The 16970-nt window shown below is 46.7% G+C and carries 23 protein-coding genes and 1 pseudogene; 18 read left to right on the top strand and 6 right to left on the bottom strand.

The window, feature by feature from the left end:
• The first annotated feature begins 170 nt into the window (after positions 1-170).
• The 15 genes from ACQG1Y_RS24755 to ACQG1Y_RS24685 all read left to right on the top strand — a co-directional run bounded on the left by ACQG1Y_RS24755 (position 171) and on the right by ACQG1Y_RS24685 (position 12151).
• Entirely contained in the window at positions 171-491 is a 321-nt protein-coding gene (locus tag ACQG1Y_RS24755) for a hypothetical protein (RefSeq protein WP_000071366.1), read from the top strand.
• Between the two features lie 516 nt (positions 492-1007).
• Positions 1008-1319, top strand: coding sequence for a DUF957 domain-containing protein (locus tag ACQG1Y_RS24750; RefSeq protein WP_001165367.1), 312 nt, complete (start codon positions 1008-1010; stop codon positions 1317-1319).
• 4 nt (positions 1320-1323) lie between these two features.
• Positions 1324-1815, top strand: a complete 492-nt coding sequence (locus tag ACQG1Y_RS24745) for a DUF3085 domain-containing protein (protein WP_001371932.1) — start codon at positions 1324-1326, stop codon at positions 1813-1815.
• A 552-nt stretch (positions 1816-2367) separates the two neighbouring features.
• Positions 2368-2571: a hypothetical protein gene (locus tag ACQG1Y_RS24740; RefSeq protein ID WP_000781547.1), complete on the top strand. Its 204-nt coding sequence runs from the start codon at positions 2368-2370 to the stop codon at positions 2569-2571.
• Positions 2572-2625: 54 nt separating this feature from the next.
• Positions 2626-2850 carry a hypothetical protein gene (locus ACQG1Y_RS24735; RefSeq protein WP_000551490.1) on the top strand — a complete coding sequence of 75 codons (225 nt, stop codon included), beginning with the start codon at positions 2626-2628 and terminating at the stop codon, positions 2848-2850.
• Positions 2851-2889: 39 nt separating this feature from the next.
• Entirely contained in the window at positions 2890-3090 is a 201-nt protein-coding gene (locus ACQG1Y_RS24730; protein ID WP_000814953.1) for a hypothetical protein, read from the top strand.
• A 222-nt stretch (positions 3091-3312) separates the two neighbouring features.
• Complete coding sequence (locus ACQG1Y_RS24725; RefSeq protein WP_000633161.1) at positions 3313-3624, top strand: hypothetical protein; 312 nt, start codon at positions 3313-3315, stop codon at positions 3622-3624.
• A 53-nt stretch (positions 3625-3677) separates the two neighbouring features.
• A complete protein-coding gene (locus ACQG1Y_RS24720; protein WP_000802040.1) occupies positions 3678-3854 on the top strand; it encodes a hypothetical protein in 177 nt (58 codons plus the stop codon).
• A 145-nt stretch (positions 3855-3999) separates the two neighbouring features.
• On the top strand, positions 4000-4281 hold the full coding sequence (locus tag ACQG1Y_RS24715) for a hypothetical protein (RefSeq protein ID WP_426737318.1): 282 nt from the start codon (positions 4000-4002) through the stop codon (positions 4279-4281).
• 216 nt (positions 4282-4497) lie between these two features.
• A complete protein-coding gene (locus tag ACQG1Y_RS24710; protein ID WP_000137794.1) occupies positions 4498-5103 on the top strand; it encodes a hypothetical protein in 606 nt (201 codons plus the stop codon).
• A gap of 332 nt (positions 5104-5435) precedes the next feature.
• Positions 5436-6805, top strand: a protein-coding gene (locus tag ACQG1Y_RS24705; protein WP_085949440.1) for an IS3-like element ISKpn8 family transposase whose coding sequence is annotated in 2 segments (ribosomal slippage) — positions 5436-5916 and positions 5916-6805 — 1371 coding nt in all. Because the reading frame shifts where the segments join, the coding sequence is not laid out codon by codon here.
• A gap of 174 nt (positions 6806-6979) precedes the next feature.
• Entirely contained in the window at positions 6980-8320 is a 1341-nt protein-coding gene (locus ACQG1Y_RS24700) for an ISNCY family transposase (RefSeq protein WP_000589001.1), read from the top strand.
• Between the two features lie 421 nt (positions 8321-8741).
• On the top strand, positions 8742-9980 hold the full coding sequence (locus ACQG1Y_RS24695; RefSeq protein WP_000219087.1) for an IS110-like element ISEsa2 family transposase: 1239 nt from the start codon (positions 8742-8744) through the stop codon (positions 9978-9980).
• Between the two features lie 475 nt (positions 9981-10455).
• Positions 10456-11028 (top strand): cytochrome b/b6 domain-containing protein, encoded by a 573-nt coding sequence (locus ACQG1Y_RS24690; protein WP_001515348.1) that lies wholly within the window; start codon positions 10456-10458, stop codon positions 11026-11028.
• A gap of 199 nt (positions 11029-11227) precedes the next feature.
• Complete coding sequence (locus ACQG1Y_RS24685; protein WP_000167917.1) at positions 11228-12151, top strand: cation diffusion facilitator family transporter; 924 nt, start codon at positions 11228-11230, stop codon at positions 12149-12151.
• A gap of 121 nt (positions 12152-12272) precedes the next feature.
• Here the strand turns inward: ACQG1Y_RS24685 and ACQG1Y_RS24680 are convergent.
• Positions 12273-12389 (bottom strand): annotated as a pseudogene (locus ACQG1Y_RS24680) (hypothetical protein); the annotation flags it as partial.
• A 24-nt stretch (positions 12390-12413) separates the two neighbouring features.
• Here ACQG1Y_RS24680 and relB point away from each other — a divergent pair.
• The 3 genes from relB to ACQG1Y_RS24665 all read left to right on the top strand — a co-directional run bounded on the left by relB (position 12414) and on the right by ACQG1Y_RS24665 (position 13170).
• Positions 12414-12653, top strand: coding sequence for a type II toxin-antitoxin system antitoxin RelB (gene relB / locus ACQG1Y_RS24675; RefSeq protein WP_000534858.1), 240 nt, complete (start codon positions 12414-12416; stop codon positions 12651-12653).
• Positions 12653-12940: a type II toxin-antitoxin system mRNA interferase RelE gene (gene relE, locus ACQG1Y_RS24670; RefSeq protein WP_000323025.1), complete on the top strand. Its 288-nt coding sequence runs from the start codon at positions 12653-12655 to the stop codon at positions 12938-12940. The genes relB and relE overlap by 1 nt, the downstream gene beginning before the upstream one ends.
• Before the next feature lie 71 nt (positions 12941-13011).
• Positions 13012-13170: a type I toxin-antitoxin system Hok family toxin gene (locus tag ACQG1Y_RS24665; protein ID WP_001447866.1), complete on the top strand. Its 159-nt coding sequence runs from the start codon at positions 13012-13014 to the stop codon at positions 13168-13170.
• A gap of 608 nt (positions 13171-13778) precedes the next feature.
• On the opposite strand, the gene ACQG1Y_RS24660 is transcribed toward ACQG1Y_RS24665, so the two are convergent.
• The 5 genes from ACQG1Y_RS24660 to ACQG1Y_RS24640 all read right to left on the bottom strand — a co-directional run bounded on the left by ACQG1Y_RS24660 (position 13779) and on the right by ACQG1Y_RS24640 (position 16683).
• Complete coding sequence (locus ACQG1Y_RS24660) at positions 13779-14099, bottom strand: hypothetical protein (protein ID WP_000332796.1); 321 nt, start codon at positions 14097-14099, stop codon at positions 13779-13781.
• Between the two features lie 281 nt (positions 14100-14380).
• The gene (locus ACQG1Y_RS24655; RefSeq protein ID WP_001015183.1) at positions 14381-14584 is read right to left on the bottom strand and encodes a hypothetical protein; all 204 of its coding nucleotides are present in this window, start codon (positions 14582-14584) and stop codon (positions 14381-14383) included.
• A gap of 46 nt (positions 14585-14630) precedes the next feature.
• Entirely contained in the window at positions 14631-14981 is a 351-nt protein-coding gene (locus tag ACQG1Y_RS24650; protein ID WP_000743059.1) for a hypothetical protein, read from the bottom strand.
• Between the two features lie 59 nt (positions 14982-15040).
• Positions 15041-15643: a hypothetical protein gene (locus tag ACQG1Y_RS24645; RefSeq protein ID WP_012695474.1), complete on the bottom strand. Its 603-nt coding sequence runs from the start codon at positions 15641-15643 to the stop codon at positions 15041-15043.
• 95 nt (positions 15644-15738) lie between these two features.
• The gene (locus ACQG1Y_RS24640; RefSeq protein ID WP_000778029.1) at positions 15739-16683 is read right to left on the bottom strand and encodes a DUF5417 domain-containing protein; all 945 of its coding nucleotides are present in this window, start codon (positions 16681-16683) and stop codon (positions 15739-15741) included.
• Positions 16684-16970 lie beyond the last annotated feature (287 nt).

Raw genomic sequence — 16970 nt, 5'->3', positions numbered from 1 at the left:
TCATACGGGAAAGTTACTTTAACGGTGAATGGCTCGCTTCTGGCGGTTTAAGTTGACGGCCATTCCTACCATAGCCATCATAAAGTATGATTAGCATTCGAGTGTGGCACTACTAATTTTAATGGGCTACGCATTCAGTCTCCACCTCTCTAACTATAAAGGTTCTTTTCATGTCCAATAGCTTCGATAAGCCGCAAACGCTCCCGGTACATAATTCTGATGCCGAACCCTTTTTTCCGAAAAACCTTGGTCCATTTATCGAGCAGGTATCCGGAAGGGATCTGGCAATGCTCACAGAATCAGAGAAGGAAAAACTTGCGCACCTGATCAGAACTGGGCGTAAATATGGAGTTTCTGTCGCTATCGTTCCTGATACAGATTCTGCTGAGCTTCATGAATTACTGTCTAATGCCGATTCCATTGAAAGGCAGTTTTCCATCTATGAACGCATCCAGACGAAGATTGCGTTCACGCGGTGTCAGGAAGCATAAACAAAGTGAGAAATACAACTACGTGGTATGACGTAGAACATATTGAAATCACCACAGGCGAGCGAGGCGGCAGGATATGGGTGCTGAAGCTCTCCTGTGGCCATACAGTATTTCGCCGAATACCTCCTATACGTCTTCATAACCTCACAGCTTTTTCTCTGCGGGAGCCCCCAGAAAAATGTCGGTGCTCTCTTTGCAATTCAAGTCCATAATAAAGCCTTTTTAAAGGCCACAAACTGCATATCACAGGATAAATCATCCTCTACAGCGTTCATTCTTAAACGCAAAATTTATATTTCATTCATTCTATTTTAAAAGCGTTATAAAAGACGGAATCCTATTTAGTCTGTTTGATGCTTAAATCATCTTCAGTGCCTTTTATCTTTTACCCAGCGACTTTAACATTAACCTGAGCAGAAAACTTGTTTTCAAACTAAGTTCGAAAACTTTCTGCTCAGGTTATTAGCCGGGTAAGCCACTTTGTTATATTTGTTTCATGTTAACAGAGGAGGCGATATGCAAATTGAAAAGGTGATGTCATTACTTGAAGTGCTTTCAAGCTGGCTTGAAGATAACATCAATATGGATTCTGAAATTATCTTTGATAATGACGAAGATAATACCAACTCAGAAATTCTGTATCCTGCTGTAGAAAAGGCTAATGCCGTTTTGCGCAAAATGGCATCTTTATCTTCAGATTCTGTTCATGCAATTCGACAGCGCTTGCAGCTTGCCGTAGAAGGCAAAGCTGAATTGTCCCTCAAGGATGTGGGAGAGCTTCTGCTGGCAACAAAGTATCTGATGTTGTCCACTGAAGAGGGAGAGTAAGCCTGTGACCACTCTCGTATTTGAAATGGCAGATATCAATAAACTGATCGAAGAAATTCGCACCGCAAAAACGTTTTCGGTCACCCCAGATCAGATCTATGACCCGGCATGCTATCCGGGGGGAGCCCTCCTTAACGCTGAGGGACAGACTGAAGAAGAGGCGCGTAAAGCTGGTAGGGTTTTCTTTCCCTCATCCTCAAAAATTGCCAGCACACATCTGGTGCCAAAAGTGCTTCTCGCGCACAGTCATGGTGTATACCTGATCACTAATGCTGAGCTTGAGGGCTCTCCCGCATCCCGCGATACTGTGGCTTACGCCCAGGGGATGAATCCAAAACTGGATGAGGACTGGGATTACGCTTGTGATGCCGCTTTGGGTGGGTCTGATTGTAGCTATACCATTCCCGTTGAGTGGCTGGAGTTAGCGGTAGAGCAGGGTTTTCAGGAGTTTCGACTTCGAATGAGTGAAACCAATATCAAACTTGTCAGCAAATAGTATGTCCTTGCTGTTTCCAGTCAAACATTGTCCGCCAGTCGAGCTGCTGGCGGATTGTTTTATATAAGGCCGGGAAGGTATGTCAGGTTTAAGCAGTTCCGCCCAGAAGCTTACAAGGGCGCAGATTTACGTGTTAAGACGGATGGCATCCGGCACGATCTATGATATCTCTGGCAATTTCAGACGGGCCAGAGAACGGCGTACGTTTATGGGGAATCCTGATGATGTGACGTGCAGGAGCTCTCCGGTCCTGTTCCGGCTGGGCCTCGTGGAGTTATGCCAGCCAGTAAGGCATCTGGAGCCAGGTTTATACTATCGGCTCAAGTTGAGCTCCTCAGGGCATGAAGCTCTTAAGGCGAACGCACACCTCTAACATTTGAGATAGTTCGTTCGCAGCCAGGAAAGTAACTTTCATCTCAAGTGTGACCCTTACTACCTCATTTATGAGTAAAACCCCCCTCTGATATGTCGAAAATGCTCATTTATACGAAAATAGTTTCTCTTCAGGTGTGATGTAATTACTGAGAATTCTCCCTGAATGGAAGGCAACCGATGAAAATGTTTTTTACCCCTTATGTTCGTATCGTTTTCTATTTTTGCGCATTGATTTTTATTGTTTACAGTTTCAGTGATTTTTTCCAGGGCGTCCCTGACAGCACCTTCTTCAGTGCGGTCATCACGCTACTTGTTATCGGAACCATTGTTGCCCGGCATCTGGATCGCAAAAAATCTCTCAAATATACTTCACAGATTTAAGTTTCCACTCAGGCCACTCTCGGGTGGCTTTTATAATTTAATAAGGACCGGTTCATGCATAACCACGAAATTCAGACCATTGCTATATTTAGTGCCCAGTATAAAAACATCGAAGATGCTGAAAATGCAGGTGCTTTATATTCAGTAGATATTGAATATCCGATGACACTAAATGATTTATCGCGGCTTTGCGACTCTATTGCCGAAGCAGTAGGTGTGCCTGGCGGCGTCAAATACCAGTTCGTGTCCCAGCCGGAAGCGCATGAAACCAGCTTCTGATAACCAGTAACCAAACTGCCTAAAAGCAGGTGCAAAGCCATGAAACAAACAAAGTCTTCTATGTCACGTATTGTGCAGCTGTACGACGGGAGCCGATACGGAAACTGCGAGCAGGCTGATAACGAAGGAGAGCTTTTTACGGTGGTGTTGAATAAGCCTTCGCAGATCGATGACATCCGTAAAATCGTAGACACAACCGCCGAAGTACTTGGCAAAGCTTTGCCAGTACTCCTCTTTTAAAGCTTACATCCGTGAAGGATAATTACGGTCTTACTACTTTCAGTTTTTCATTCCAGTGCCGTCCATTTTAATTTATCGATTTTAAGCGGTCGGCGCTATTTCATTGTTTCTTTTCCGACTGTAATTCCTTATATATAGGAATATTTCAAAGAATTTATCTCAGGTTATTTGTGGCGTGGTGCCAGTTGTTATAATGATTCCACATAATCTGGAGAGTCAATCATGATCACATCTCTAATGAATTTCCGCGATTTAACCGGAGAGGCAGTCATCCAGGCGCGGCAATGCGTTATTAATGCTGAGATCGAAGCGGCCCGGGAAAAGGTAATTCATGCTCGTTCGTTATTCAAAGCGGGTATACATAATGTTGTAAACGGTAGTTCTGGCATTAAGGCTGCGGCAGCACATTTTCTGGTGATAAAACGTTTACAGACTGACACTCGGTATCTGGACGCGGTTATCACTGATAACCTTTGCATGTTTTCTCCTGAGGGTTATCTGTATCTGTTTATGCAACAACGTTATTTCCTATAAAACAATGGGTTAGGTAAGTATCTTTCCATTAAAAACATTAAAAAGGTGACTTGATGAAACCATTTGGACTTGCCGGAAAACCCCGGCCCGAACCTTGCGGCTGCTGCTGGTATACCCGTGAGGACTGCCCTTACGTCAGCGCAAAACAGATCTATCGCCGCAGGCAGCGCAAGGCAGAACGCCAGCGTCAGCGCAGCACCATTGTGATGGCCGTTTCTGAATTTCGCTGACCTCTTCTGGAAATATCATTTTTTCTCCAGAAGAATTTTAAAATAAAGGGAAATCTTTTCACGGGTATCTGATGTTTATTGTTTATGGTAAATTGCGCCACATTAATTGTTTGTGGCGCAGTTCGTGATGGCTTAAGGATATAATATGAAAATCAGCCAGCTGGAATCCGGGATGCAGGTTTGGTCTGTAACCCGTACCAAAATGGGAAATACCACCATTTCAACGGTCATTGTCCACCCCGTTTTCATTATTGAAATTCATGATAACCATGTGATTGCTCGCTGGAACGGCAATGCACCACGTCGGTTTGGAGAAACGGCTATCAGGGGCTGGAAGAAGGAGAAGCCACTGCTTGTCCGTGAGCCTTTCGGAAATGTTCGTCTGGCCACCCGGGCTGAAAAAACCGCTATGCAGGAAAAAGAGTAATACCCCCTTTTAGCACCCACAATTTCACCGTCCATCTGCCTTTAACCTTGCCTGTTATTAACGGAATCCTTTCTGACTGGGCGGATCCCACGCATAACCTGAACTGTTGGCTAACCGTCTTACAGCCAAATTCCCTCCTTTATCTGGCAGGAGTGCGTCCGTGAGCTCTGTATGATCTACGTGTTTGTTAAGTAGAGCACATAACAGGAGTGGGGTATGACTGAATTAAATAAAAGCCCGTCCGGTTTTTCCGGAGCTGATGTCAGTAAAGAACAGGCTGCCATAAGGGCACTTGTAGAAAGAGTAGTGACCAACTATCGCAGCCGGACAGCACCTGATCGGGTTCAAAAGGCTTCGGTAGCGTTTAATGGGGGATTAATCCTGACCCTGATGCTGGCCTTGACGCTATTGGGCTACCTTGTGGCGGAATTGCTCAGGGGGTATGTTGCGGATAGTTCACCCTATGTGCCCGGTCTAAGTTATTCGCAATTTTCGATGCTTATGGTCGTTGAGCTGTGTCTATGCTTTCTTGCATGGTTTTTGGTTGTCACAGGGGACTATCCCCGGCCGTGGATATTTCAGGTAGTCCCGATGGAGCAGTACTGGTTCTTTGACGAAGTGGATGACGACGATCTTGCCCGGCTTTCCTGTAACCCTTACATCAAGCGCTGGCTACTTGATGAAATGTCCGGTATTCATCGACTGACCTACACGAGGCTGCATGATCGACTGGAGCGCATCTGTAATATTGCATCCCATCTCGAATACAGCCGTATTCAGGCACATAAGATTTCCCTAATCAACGGAAGCAGTGCCTCCTGATCCTACCATTGCATCCGGAAATTAAACGGGCAGGAACTGCACTGTATGTTCCGACCCAGCAGCTGCCCGTTACCCTTTTCTTTAGTATAAAATGACTTTCGCCGACAACCGGAAGTGAATCATGTCAAATAAATGAAAAATCAGTAATTTATGTAGGCGGGGTGTTTGGCTGATCAGGGCAGGGTGGTATAATAACGCTGGTGCTGGAGGCTTTTGCCCCAGCCAGCGGTAACACTGTTTGACTGTGGTAAAAGCAGAAAGCCCCGAGTAATTTTTCAATTAACCTGTACTGCACCCATTTTGTTGGACGATGAAATGGAATAGTCCCTGATATGTCAAAGCCAAAATACCCCTTCGAAAAGCGCCTTGAAGTCGTGAATCACTACTTCACAACTGATGATGGTTACAGGATCATCTCTGCACGTTTTGGTGTGCCTCGAACCCAGGTCAGGACGTGGGTTGCCCTCTATGAAAAACATGGAGAAAAAGGTTTAATTCCCAAACCTAAAGGCGTTAGTGCTGATCCAGAGTTGCGCATTAAGGTCGTGAAAGCCGTGACCGAGCAGCAGATGTCCCTCAATCAGGCTGCTGCTCACTTTATGCTTGCTGGTAGTGGTTCTGTAGCCAAGTGGCTGAAAGTCTATGAGGAGCACGGAGAAGCTGGTTTACGCGCACTCAAGATCGGCACCAAAAGAAACATTACAATGTCAGTTGATCCAGAAAAAGCGGCGTTAGCATTGGAGCTGTCGAAAGACCGACGTATTGAGGATCTTGAAAGACAAGTTCGATTCCTTGAAATGCGGCTTACGTATCTAAAAAAGCTGAAAGCCTTAGCTCATCCCGCGAAAAAGTGAAAGTACTCAACGAGCTAAGGCAGTTTTACCCTCTTGATGAGCTTCTCAAGGCAGCGGAGATACCGCGCAGTACGTTTTATTACCATCTAAAGGCTCTCAGCAAGCCTGATAAGTATGCGGATGTTAAAAAGCGTATTGGTGAGATTTATCACGAGAATAAAGGTCGTTACGGATACCGTAGGGTAACGTTGTCTCTCCATCGAGACGGGGAACGGATTAACCATAAAGCCGTTCAGCGCCTGATGGGAACCCTCTCGCTTAAGGCAGCGATTAAGGTCAAGCGATACAGCTCCTACAGAGGAGAGGTAGGGCAAACCGCCCCCAATGTTCTCCAAAGGGATTTCAAGGCTACACGGCCAAACGAGAAGTGGGTTACCGACGTTACTGAATTTGCAGTCAATGGGCGAAAGCTGTATTTGTCTCCAGTAATAGATCTCTTCAACAACGAAGTTATTTCTTACAGCCTGTCGGAAAGACCTGTGATGAACATGGTCGAGAATATGCTCGATCAGGCATTCAAAAAGCTTAAGCCTCACGAGCATCCTATTCTGCACTCTGACCAGGGATGGCAGTATCGTATGAGAAGGTATCAAAACATCCTTAAAGAACAAGGCATTACACAGAGCATGTCCAGAAAAGGCAATTGTCTGGATAATGCAGTCGTGGAATGTTTCTTTGGAACCTTAAAGTCGGAGTGTTTTTATCTTGACGAGTTCAGTAATATAAGCGAACTGAAGGATGCTGTTACGGAATATATTGACTACTACAACAGCAGAAGAATTAGCCTGAAATTAAAAGGTCTGAGTCCAATTGAATATCGAACCCAGACCTATGTGCCTCGTGTTTAACTGTCCAACTTTTTGGGGTCAGTACAACCCGAGGCCCCTGTATGCTAGTCACATTCAGAGTAGCCTCTTGCCTGCTTAAATGCAAGGAGAAGAAGGCCATTGTTAACACCAAGCTGTAATGTCCCCTTTGAACCATTCTAAAATGTCCCCAGACAATTCTCTGGGGGATTTTTCATGATCAAAGAGACTGTTACGATGAGTCATAAGGAACTCGACCGACTTCACATTATTCAGGAGTCACTTAATCGCCATATTACTCAGGAACAAGCTGCGGCACGCATTGGCATTTCTATTCGGCAGGTTAAACGTCTGGTGCAACGGTATAGAAATGAAGGGCCTTCTGGTCTAGTTTCCCGCCGACGTGGAAAGCGTCCCAATAATTCCTTTTCTACCGAATTCAGAGCAACAGTAATTTCACTCCTCAAAGGCCGCTACGCTGATTTTGGACCTACGCTTGCGTGCGAAAAATTGCGCGAGATACACGGCTTGTGTTTATCCATTGAAACTCTCAGGAAGTGGATGGTAGAGGAGGGCATATGGCGCGAACGTCGTCGTAAGTTTGCCCGAATTTATCAGCGCCGGATGCGGCGCCCATCCTACGGTGAACTCATCCAGATTGATGGCTCGCCTCATGACTGGTTTGAAGGTCGGGGCCCCAAATGCACACTGATAGTCTTTATCGATGATGCTACCAGCGCTCTGATGGCGCTACGATTCGCTCCTGCAGAAACAACCCGGGCTTACATGGAAACCCTCCGGGGTTACCTTAATGATCATGGCGTACCACTGGCTCTCTATTCTGACAGACACAGTATATTCAGAGTAAATAACCCGGAGCGGGAAGGAGAGTTGACTCAGTTCACACGTGCGATAAAGACACTGGGCATCGAGCCAATCCATGCCAACAGCCCGCAGGCAAAAGGGCGGGTAGAGCGTGCCAATCAGACACTGCAGGACAGGCTGGTCAAAGAAATGCGGCTTCAGGGTATCAGTGATATTGAAACAGCAAACGCATGGTTGCCGACCTTTATTGAAGCCTATAACAACCGGTTTGCTACGCCGCCTCGTATTGCTGATAACGCCCATCTTGATGTACACCATTCTGAAGAGGAACTGGGTTATATCTTCAGCCTCCAGGCGAAGCGCGTTCTCTCCAAAAATCTCACTTTCCAGTACAAAAGCAGTGCGTTTCAGATTCGCAGTGAAGGCCGGGGATATCGACTTCGGCATTCGGTTGTCACGGTATGCGAAAGCTTTAACGGTGAAATTAAGGTTCTGTATGATGGGAAAGCGTTGGGATGGGAAAAATATGTTGATGGCCCGGAGCCTATACCACTGGATGATGAAAAAAGTGTCCATGAACGTGTGGATAATGCCCGTTTTGATTTACGCTCAAAATTCTACGTAAAACCTAAAGCTGACCATCCTTGGCTCACGCGCCGCACGCAAAGTAATCAGCAAGTGAAGCCCCCTAAATTACCCAGAAAGAAGGCTGATCCCGATAAAATGGACTGAAACCAGGCGTTATTCAGTTGAGTGCATATCCAGTCATAGGATAGATTCTTACGTAGCGTTTCTGGCGTGCATTTTCGGGTGGTTTGTTACTGTTTTTAACGGGGACACGTCAGAAACGCGCTCAGGCCGTCTGAGCGGTACGCGTAATGCGGCGTTATGGTAAATAGCCTATGCTAATGTCCGCTAAGAGCGAGATATAGTCATTCGTACCCTGAGAATTACACTTTGAAGTGATTCAGGGTATGCGCTTACTGGTTACGAATATTGAGCGAGAATCATGTGATGATCGCCGCTTTTCTTTCGAGCCAGTAGGTGCTCCACGTTCGCTAACGAATACTCAGGGCATGCAGATAAACTGCTGGCTATATTTCTTTCGAAGAGCGTGGAATGCATACCAATCCCCGATAAAAAGGAGTTGGTGATGACTGTGACTAATCAATTTGCTGCGCACGTTGGTCTGGACTGGGCTGATAAAAAACACGATGTCTGTGTTCAGTTTAAAAACGGTGAACGCGTATTCGATGTGATTGAACATACAGCAGAAGCGCTTGATGCCTGGCTTACTGAGTTACACCAGAAAGTAAAAGGTAGAATCGCAATAGCTCTCGAACTGAAGAAGGGCCCCGTGGTATATGCTCTTCAAAAATACCCCTTTATCACCGTTTTCCCCGTCCACGCATTGTCCCTGGCTCGTTATCGGCAAGCCTTCTCGCCCAGCGGCGCTAAAGATGATCCGCAGGATGCCGAGCTGGCATTAGAGTTAATGCTGCGTTACCCCCAGAAGATAAAAGCTATTGAACCCGACAATGCGGATATTCGCTTACTTCAGCAACTGGTTGAGCAACGTCGTCAGTTGGTTGAAGATAAACGACGCTTTGTGAACCGGATAATCAACACGCTTAAACAGTATTATCCTCAGCCACTGGAGTGGTTCTCACATCGGGGTAGCTTACTGTTGTGTGAGCTGATTATCCGGTGGCCCAGTCTGCAACAACTGAAACGAGCCAGACGCGACACGATCCGCAACTTTCTGAATGCCAAAGGTGGTCGCGCTATGGCCCTTACCGAGCAACGTGTTGCGAGTATTGATAATGCGATCCCATTGACTACAGACCCGAGTGTTATAGAGGCTAATGCTTTGATGGCAGCAGCACTGGCGACACAAATTAAAGTCGTGAGTGAAATCATCAAAACCTATGACGAACGAATCGAAACGCTGTTTGACACATTGCCAGATGCGGGGCTGTTCAAATCACTTCCGGGCATGGGACCGTGCATGGGCCCACGGATGCTTGCTGCACTTGGTGATAATCGTGACCGGTTTAACAGCGCTGAAGAAATTCAAAACTACGCAGGTATAGCACCGGTGACCGAACGAAGCGGCCAAAAATCATGGGTTCACTGGCGATGGCAATGTGCCAAGTTCGTCAGGCAGACCTTTGTTGAATGGGCTGCCAAGACGGTTAATTCATCATACTGGGCCAAACTGTATTATCAGGGCCTTAGAGAAAAGGGCAAATCTCATCAGTCTGCGATCCGGGCACTGGCGTTCAAATGGATAAGGATCATTTACCGCTGCTGGAAGGCCAGAACCTGTTATGACGAAGCGAAATATTTGCTGGCTCTCGAAGCGAGACACTCGCCCTTACTGAAGCCATAAAAAGCTTGTCGAATGTCTCAGGGCGTGAAGCGGACATTGCAGACTGCCCAGTAGAAAAAGTGCTATCAGAATTATCTAAAGGAAGATCGTATTTACCATGTCTCATTCTAACTGTTTAATAAATTACAAAAATTAAAATTTCCATTTAATATCATCGCGTTAAGCAAGAGAATTAAACCTCTCATTTAATTTATGATTCTTATTTAATTCATGAGTTGGTGTAAAAATAGGTTGCCGCACTATAGAAAGACACATATTTAAACCCAGCAGGAAATCATATTTGAAAGTAATGTGTTTAAGGGGCTGCGTAACAAGAACAGCAAGTAAACACATAGTAATAACAGTTACCATTCCCATTTCGCAAGTGGCCATATCAGAGGTGAACTAATGCCTGCTGCAATTTTAAGAATTAAGGTTATCCTAATAATTCTTTTGTATGATTAAGATCATCGATAAATTTACTAAGGACTCATTAATGAAATTGCGACTCTGGAATCTATTACCCCATGATTACGCTCCTTTTTTTCGTATTCTTCACATCATTGTGGCATTTCTAATATTATCACAAATTATTAACTCTAATCTGACAGAGACCGAAGCAATTGGTGAACATAGTCTTGAAGGAGTTATAACCTGGATGCACATTATTTCAGGGTTAGGACTGATTATTTGTGGTTTTATTATGTTAAGTTGGATGCTTACTCAAAGAGGTTTTACTTATTATTTTTCATGGGTAGGGCTTGACTTTAGTGGTATTAAGCAAGATATAAAAACGTTGACTAGTTTCCGACTGCCCGATGCACATTCGGGAGGTATTGCCAGTACAATCCAAGGATTTGGAGTTCTAGCATTGCTAATTGTAGCACTTTCAGGTGGCCTATGGTTCTTGTTGAATACCATGCAGTCAAATCTGGCTGAAACAGTAATCCACTGGCATAAGTTCTTTACTACTTTCATTGAGGTCTATTTTTATGCACATGGTGCAATGGGAGTTTTGCATATTTTAATTGAAAAATATAAAAGCCGCTCAGTTAACCTAAGTGACTAATCTGTTGTGAGATAATATTACTTCAAGTTGAAGAAAACCCTAAAAATAAAATTTAGTTTACTAGAAGATGAAACAGCACTTGCAGAGACTTTTTAATTAAATTTAATAAAAACGAAAAAATATTCATGGCGAAATGATTGTTTAATTATCTATCATGGATAGAAATGTGAGTTAGTCGTCCTATTTTAGGAAGTTAATAATGACTAAAACAAAAGGGTTACCTCGTCCGCTGACGCACTACGCTTGGCTTTCCATTGCCACGGCTATTGCCACTATCGGACTCAAAGGTGTGGCGTGGAAAATGACCGGTTCGGTCGGTCTGCTATCTGATGCCATCGAATCCGTAGTTAACCTCGCAGGAGCCCTAATGGCGCTCTGGATGCTGACCTTGGCTGCGCTTCCGGCCGATGAGAACCATGCATATGGGCACGGCAAAGCCGAATATTTCTCGAGTGCTTTCGAAGGATTTCTGATCCTATTGGCGGCAGCCAGTATCGCCTATACCGCAGTTGAGCGGATGTTAACTCCACAGCCGCTTGAGGAGATTGGTCTCGGATTACTGGTTTCAACAGTCGCATCAATCCTTAATTTTGTGACGGCTCGCATTTTGTTAAGGGCTGGCAGGCAGCACAACTCTATCACTCTTGAGGCAGATGCTCATCACCTGCTGACCGATGTCTGGACGTCGGTCGGTGTCATTTTTGGTGTCGGACTGGTTTATCTGACCGGCTGGTTTTGGGTCGATCCGATCGTTGCATTGCTGGTCGCAGCCAACATCGTTTGGACTGGTTATCAGCTTATGAGTCGTTCAGCTGCAGGTCTGATGGACGTATCGCTACCCACGGAAGAACTCAAAAAAATCGAGTCACTGCTGGCAGGATATCGTGAACAGGGGCTTGATTTCCATGCACTACGTACACGCCAGGCTGGCGGGCGGGCGTTTATGACAATGCACATCCTAGTTCCTGGGCGATGGACTGTTCAATATGGGCACGACTGGGCCGAGCGTATAGAGAATGATATCCGCACCGCACTGCCTTTTATCCATATCACCACTCATGTGGAACCGTTGGAAGATCCCGCGTCAATGAACGACCAAACGCTCGACATTTCTGATCACTAAACTAACCACATGTCGCTGGTCGGGCAGGGTAACAAACCTCGCTCTACAAAAATTTCAGGTATTCTCTATAATTCTGAGGGTACTTGATGTGACCTGCGCCCAATTGTTGGGCACGCAATATTTTTAAAAAGTCCGCTTCTGGCACAAAGCGGACAGTGATCACCGTTCTTACGACTACTTTCTGACTTACTTCGTGACTTGCCCTAAGCATGTTGTAGTGCGATACTTGTAATGACATTTGTAATTACAAGGGGTGTAAGACATGGGTAGCATTAACCTACGTATTGACGATGAACTTAAAGCGCGTTCTTACGCCGCGCTTGAAAAAATGGGCGTAACTCCTTCTGAAGCGCTTCGTCTCATGCTCGAGTATATCGCTGACAATGAACGCTTGCCGTTCAAACAGACACTCCTGAGTGATGAAGATGCTGAACTTGTGGAGATAGTGAAAGAACGACTTCGTAATCCTAAGCCAGTACGTGTGACGCTGGATGAACTCTGATGGCGTATTTTCTGGATTTTGACGAGCGGGCACTAAAGGAATGGCGAAAGCTGGGCTCGACGGTACGTGAACAGTTGAAAAAGAAGCTGGTTGAAGTACTTGAGTCACCCCGGATTGAAGCAAACAAGCTCCGTGGTATGCCTGATTGTTACAAGATTAAGCTCCGGTCTTCAGGCTATCGCCTTGTATACCAGGTTATAGACGAGAAAGTTGTCGTTTTCGTGATTTCTGTTGGGAAAAGAGAACGCTCGGAAGTATATAGCGAGGCGGTCAAACGCATTCTCTGAACCAAAGCATGACATCTCTGTTTCGCACCGATGGTGACACTTCTGCTTTGCGTTGACAGGAGAAGAAGGCCATGAAAATGCCGAACCAACCCATTGTTTTGTGCATATTAATAGTTTGTTTAACGCTGTTGATATTCACCTGGCTCACACGAAACTCGCTTTGCGAGTTGCGGATGAAAGACGGAACAAGGGAGGTATCTGCTATCCTGGCCTACGAATCCGGTAAGTAGCTGACAAAGAGGGGGGCAACCCCCTCTTTTCGGGGTGTGGATTAGTATGCCATCGGCACCTTTTGAAAGGGTTTCTCCAGTCGGGGAAACCCTTTTTTCCTCCCGTCTTGTGGCATATAGCCTTTTGTATAAATCAAGAACCAGACCCAAAGAGTCCCACTTCACGCAAACCGTTCAAAAGCCTTAGCGTAATCCAGTCGGGAAAAATTTCACCGGTGCTCGTCCGGGCACGTACCGGAAACAATGGACTTCTCACTGGTCGGTAGCTCATAGAACGTAGCCATTGCGGTCAGTCCTTATTCTGTACCCAGTAGAGTTTTATGGCCGTCTGGCAAATCGTTCAAACATTGTCATTTCTGTTCTCGCTGCATCCGGTCAAATGATACGGTGAATTCAGCTCATGGGCATTCGCATCGCAGTCTACGAAGGCACCAGAAGTTTGAGGATGTTACGCAAAGAACAGTTATCAGGTTTGCTGGTGGGCGTAATGCCTACCTCTACTTTACTTCATAGGGATTCTTCTGCGGGGAAGCAAGAATTGACTCAACGTTGTCCGGTCGTACCAGATTTGTCGCGGAAAGCGCCTTTTTGTGAGGGGGGCCGCAGCGCTAAACCTTTTCCTGGAACGACATGAAGGACAGCAGAGCGTCCGCCCTGGAGGACAGCTCAATACAGTCTCCACGCTGCGGTTCTATCTCTTCGTCAATGGTTTCATTGTACCAAATACGCAGCCGCCATCCCTTCGCAGGGAAAGCGCTCTGCATCGCCAGGACCATCCCCTCCGGCGACAGCAGTTCTCGACAGAGGTAGCAGGCCCCGATCCGGGTTGAATCCCGCAGCCACATTACGGGATACTCTTTAACCAGTTGGTCATACACGCATTCTGCCATATGAAAGTAATTTTCGTCAGCCCTGCAAAAATCACACATTCGATTTCCTTAAATGGTGTTCATCGAGATAATTCAGAAAGTTGATTCGCCAAACTACGGGGCATTTCTTTAATGGCGGAGCTTTACATCACTATTTCTGTCATTTTCAAATCCGCCGGATACAGCAATAATTGCACCGAACAGCGGTTTGAACTGCAATGCATCCGTAGGGTATGCGACAATAATAAGGCTCTTCCCGTACTCTTAAAAATGGAAGAGTTTAAAACCCATACTGCTGGGATGAGCGAAGCACGGTACATTATGCCAGCGTATAAGGGCCGTCATAACTTGTTTTTTTCTAGAACACGGCGAAGTTTTCTTACCTGGGAAGCTGTGGAAAGCGTACCGGTTCGGGGATGGCATGCGCTTGCCTTTTCACCTGGTTTGAGTACATAGGCTAATGCCAGCTCGTTCAGAGCCGCCTCAGCTTTCAACAGGGCCTCAATGGCCGTGTTCAGGTATACAGTTCGGCTCTCATGGTTCATCAGGATTTTCCTCACAAGGGTAAAAATGACAGGCGATACCTGCCGTTTACCCTTTGTCTCCGTTAAGAATGGCATCACGGCAGGCTTCCCAGATTACCTGGGCATTAGCATCACACTCCACGAACCCGCCGCACTGATCGTATATCACCTGGTATACCTCAGGGGGAATCTTCCCAGGCGCAACCGGAGTTGAGCGTTTGCCTTTATGAATCTCATCTGCGGTATCACAGACAGCGTCGAGATGCCGCGACATCCACTCAGATAATTTCAGACCCTCTCGATTTGCCTGTTTTACATAGCGAACCTTTCTGGAAACCGTAGATCGCATCTGAATCTGTGTCACAGCTGGCACATCTTCTTTCATGGCATTCTGTAATGCAGCTTTGGGCTTTTTCATGTTCATGGTTGCTTTAAATTATTCTGGAGTTCGTCTGATATAAATGCTGACGTGATCTGTCAGCGTTGCTTAAATAGTTTATCGCCTTCCGCCAGTTCGCCGTTGAGCTGTTCAATCACGCTCCAGATGAGCCGATCATCCGGCGTTGAGCCTGCACACTCTTTCACGACCGCCACGGGTCTAAATTCTTCAGGGTCTGCCTGCCCGGAGGTGAAGAGCCTGCTCTCAATCCAGTGGGCCCCCTCTGTGCAGCAGTGGCAACTGGTTTCAGGTGGTTCATCCAGACCGTCCACTCCACAGGCTGAGCAGGTGAACAGTTTGCGAGACCCACCAGCCAGTGGCGTATCGCAAGCTGCTGGAAGTGCGCCAGCATTGCGCCAGTACAGCACATGATTTGAATCGTAGCAGTGTCCATGAAGCAGAAGCGAAACGCCGCAACTGCGAGTTTCAATGGCTTTGCCTGTGCCAAGGTATTGCCCGATCTCGTCCCATACGTCCACTAAGGTGTCAGGCAGCGGACGCGTAACAGGGAACTTAGCGCAGTCGTCCGGGGTGCCTTTAATGCAGCAGAGGGCCGAATACGCAAGCTCCTGCATTTCGTAGGAGTACTGACCACATACCACGCGTTCCAGTTTGTCGATTAGTTGTTCTTTATTCATCATACTCAGCCTTATTAAACAAATTCATTACGCCACTGGCACCATCTGGCCGGAGCAGACTGCGGCCCGGTAGTAGAGCCGCAGGGGGTGTCGCTGGACTAACAGGTGCTCAGTGAGTCCCGCACTTCCTCATGACTGGTCATTTTCAGAAGAAGCTTTCCAGGGCAGCGTGGTTCCGCCTGTGAACGGGTGACGTCTTCGTTGATTGCCTGGATATGAGCAGATTCAACGGTCCGACGCTGTACGACATGGTTGCTCAGGTTGAATTCGCACTGGAGCCTTCTGGCATCAGAATCCGCGTTCATTGCAATACGTTCATCAAAGCGGCGGTTCATTCGCAGAGCCTCTTCGTGAGCTGCATCAACAAGGGTGCGTCTGGTGACATAGTCGTTACCAGCAAAAAACGATAGCTGAGCGTGTTCCGAAGAGTAGTCGGAGCTTCCCTTACAACGGGCAATCGCGGCTTCAGAGTGCAGGATTAATGAACTCAACCGTGAACAGACGTCATTGATGGTGCCGGTTTTCAGACAGTCGTGGATAAGTGTCCAGGCGGAAATGCTCAGCGGGCGGCTGGTGATCACATAGGGATTGTAATGATCAACCGTTACGATAGTACGCAGTGAATGAAGCGATTCGGACTGCGTACGTAAGTCACGGCGAACAGTACATGCCACCGAGGCAACATCTTTACATTCTTTGTCGGACATCGAGTCCAGTACGCGGATCTCCACCTCTGCCGCCTTTGAGGCGATATGCGCACTAATCTCACCCTTAAGACGTTTGTAGTCAGCCTTGAAGCTTCCCACGCTGTCAATATCGATCCAGTAACCACAGCTGTAACCAGCATTACCAAACTCGTCATCTTTCTCATAGTTCGGACAGCCGTCATTGCTCCAGCCAGCTTTTTCCAGCAGCTCGTCAATAGCGACCAGCTCAGCCATTGGTGCATGTTCGATAATGAAATAATGGACACGGCCCCAGGCATATGCGCGTGAACGGCCATCAACAGAAGTATCAGAAGTCGTCTGACGGGAAAGTTTCATGAGGTACTCCAGTTCTGCCCGGTACCGCCGGGGCGGTGGTGCGAAAGCCGCACCATGAATGACACTATGATCCTCCTAACTTCTATTGTCAATACAATTGAAGTGGCGTTGTATTTATTCATTATTTGGACCCGGCTCGTACGGAACGACCGTCGGGACTTGCCAATTATTCTGCGGTGAGCAGGGGGAAGGGAACATCCCACCGCTTGTTTCAAGATGTACAGCCAAGGAGGGCGCAGAATGCCTGACAGAATCATCGTGCAGCGGTAGCGAAAGACCTGACAAAC

Origin of the sequence: Enterobacter cloacae complex sp. 397G4 (assembly GCF_050031515.1) — a bacterium.
Classification (GTDB): domain Bacteria; phylum Pseudomonadota; class Gammaproteobacteria; order Enterobacterales; family Enterobacteriaceae; genus Enterobacter; species Enterobacter hormaechei_C.
Note: the sequence above shows the minus strand (reverse complement) of the source record. Positions and strands in the feature narration are given on the sequence as shown.

Excerpts from the sequence above, each read along its gene's own strand:
- ACQG1Y_RS24755 (WP_000071366.1), top strand. The coding sequence starts at position 171 with ATGTCCAATAGCTTCGATAAGCCGCAAACGCTCCCGGTACATAATTCT.
- ACQG1Y_RS24750 (WP_001165367.1), top strand. The coding sequence starts at position 1,008 with ATGCAAATTGAAAAGGTGATGTCATTACTTGAAGTGCTTTCAAGCTGG.
- ACQG1Y_RS24740 (WP_000781547.1), top strand. The coding sequence starts at position 2,368 with ATGAAAATGTTTTTTACCCCTTATGTTCGTATCGTTTTCTATTTTTGC.
- ACQG1Y_RS24735 (WP_000551490.1), top strand. The coding sequence starts at position 2,626 with ATGCATAACCACGAAATTCAGACCATTGCTATATTTAGTGCCCAGTAT.
- ACQG1Y_RS24730 (WP_000814953.1), top strand. The coding sequence starts at position 2,890 with ATGAAACAAACAAAGTCTTCTATGTCACGTATTGTGCAGCTGTACGAC.
- ACQG1Y_RS24725 (WP_000633161.1), top strand. The coding sequence starts at position 3,313 with ATGATCACATCTCTAATGAATTTCCGCGATTTAACCGGAGAGGCAGTC.
- ACQG1Y_RS24720 (WP_000802040.1), top strand. The coding sequence starts at position 3,678 with ATGAAACCATTTGGACTTGCCGGAAAACCCCGGCCCGAACCTTGCGGC.
- ACQG1Y_RS24715 (WP_426737318.1), top strand. The coding sequence starts at position 4,000 with ATGAAAATCAGCCAGCTGGAATCCGGGATGCAGGTTTGGTCTGTAACC.
- ACQG1Y_RS24710 (WP_000137794.1), top strand. The coding sequence starts at position 4,498 with ATGACTGAATTAAATAAAAGCCCGTCCGGTTTTTCCGGAGCTGATGTC.
- ACQG1Y_RS24700 (WP_000589001.1), top strand. The coding sequence starts at position 6,980 with ATGATCAAAGAGACTGTTACGATGAGTCATAAGGAACTCGACCGACTT.
- ACQG1Y_RS24695 (WP_000219087.1), top strand. The coding sequence starts at position 8,742 with ATGACTGTGACTAATCAATTTGCTGCGCACGTTGGTCTGGACTGGGCT.
- ACQG1Y_RS24690 (WP_001515348.1), top strand. The coding sequence starts at position 10,456 with ATGAAATTGCGACTCTGGAATCTATTACCCCATGATTACGCTCCTTTT.
- ACQG1Y_RS24685 (WP_000167917.1), top strand. The coding sequence starts at position 11,228 with ATGACTAAAACAAAAGGGTTACCTCGTCCGCTGACGCACTACGCTTGG.
- relB (WP_000534858.1), top strand. The coding sequence starts at position 12,414 with ATGGGTAGCATTAACCTACGTATTGACGATGAACTTAAAGCGCGTTCT.
- relE (WP_000323025.1), top strand. The coding sequence starts at position 12,653 with ATGGCGTATTTTCTGGATTTTGACGAGCGGGCACTAAAGGAATGGCGA.
- ACQG1Y_RS24665 (WP_001447866.1), top strand. The coding sequence starts at position 13,012 with ATGAAAATGCCGAACCAACCCATTGTTTTGTGCATATTAATAGTTTGT.
- ACQG1Y_RS24660 (WP_000332796.1), bottom strand. The coding sequence starts at position 14,099 with ATGTGTGATTTTTGCAGGGCTGACGAAAATTACTTTCATATGGCAGAA.
- ACQG1Y_RS24655 (WP_001015183.1), bottom strand. The coding sequence starts at position 14,584 with ATGAACCATGAGAGCCGAACTGTATACCTGAACACGGCCATTGAGGCC.
- ACQG1Y_RS24650 (WP_000743059.1), bottom strand. The coding sequence starts at position 14,981 with ATGAAAAAGCCCAAAGCTGCATTACAGAATGCCATGAAAGAAGATGTG.
- ACQG1Y_RS24645 (WP_012695474.1), bottom strand. The coding sequence starts at position 15,643 with ATGATGAATAAAGAACAACTAATCGACAAACTGGAACGCGTGGTATGT.
- ACQG1Y_RS24640 (WP_000778029.1), bottom strand. The coding sequence starts at position 16,683 with ATGAAACTTTCCCGTCAGACGACTTCTGATACTTCTGTTGATGGCCGT.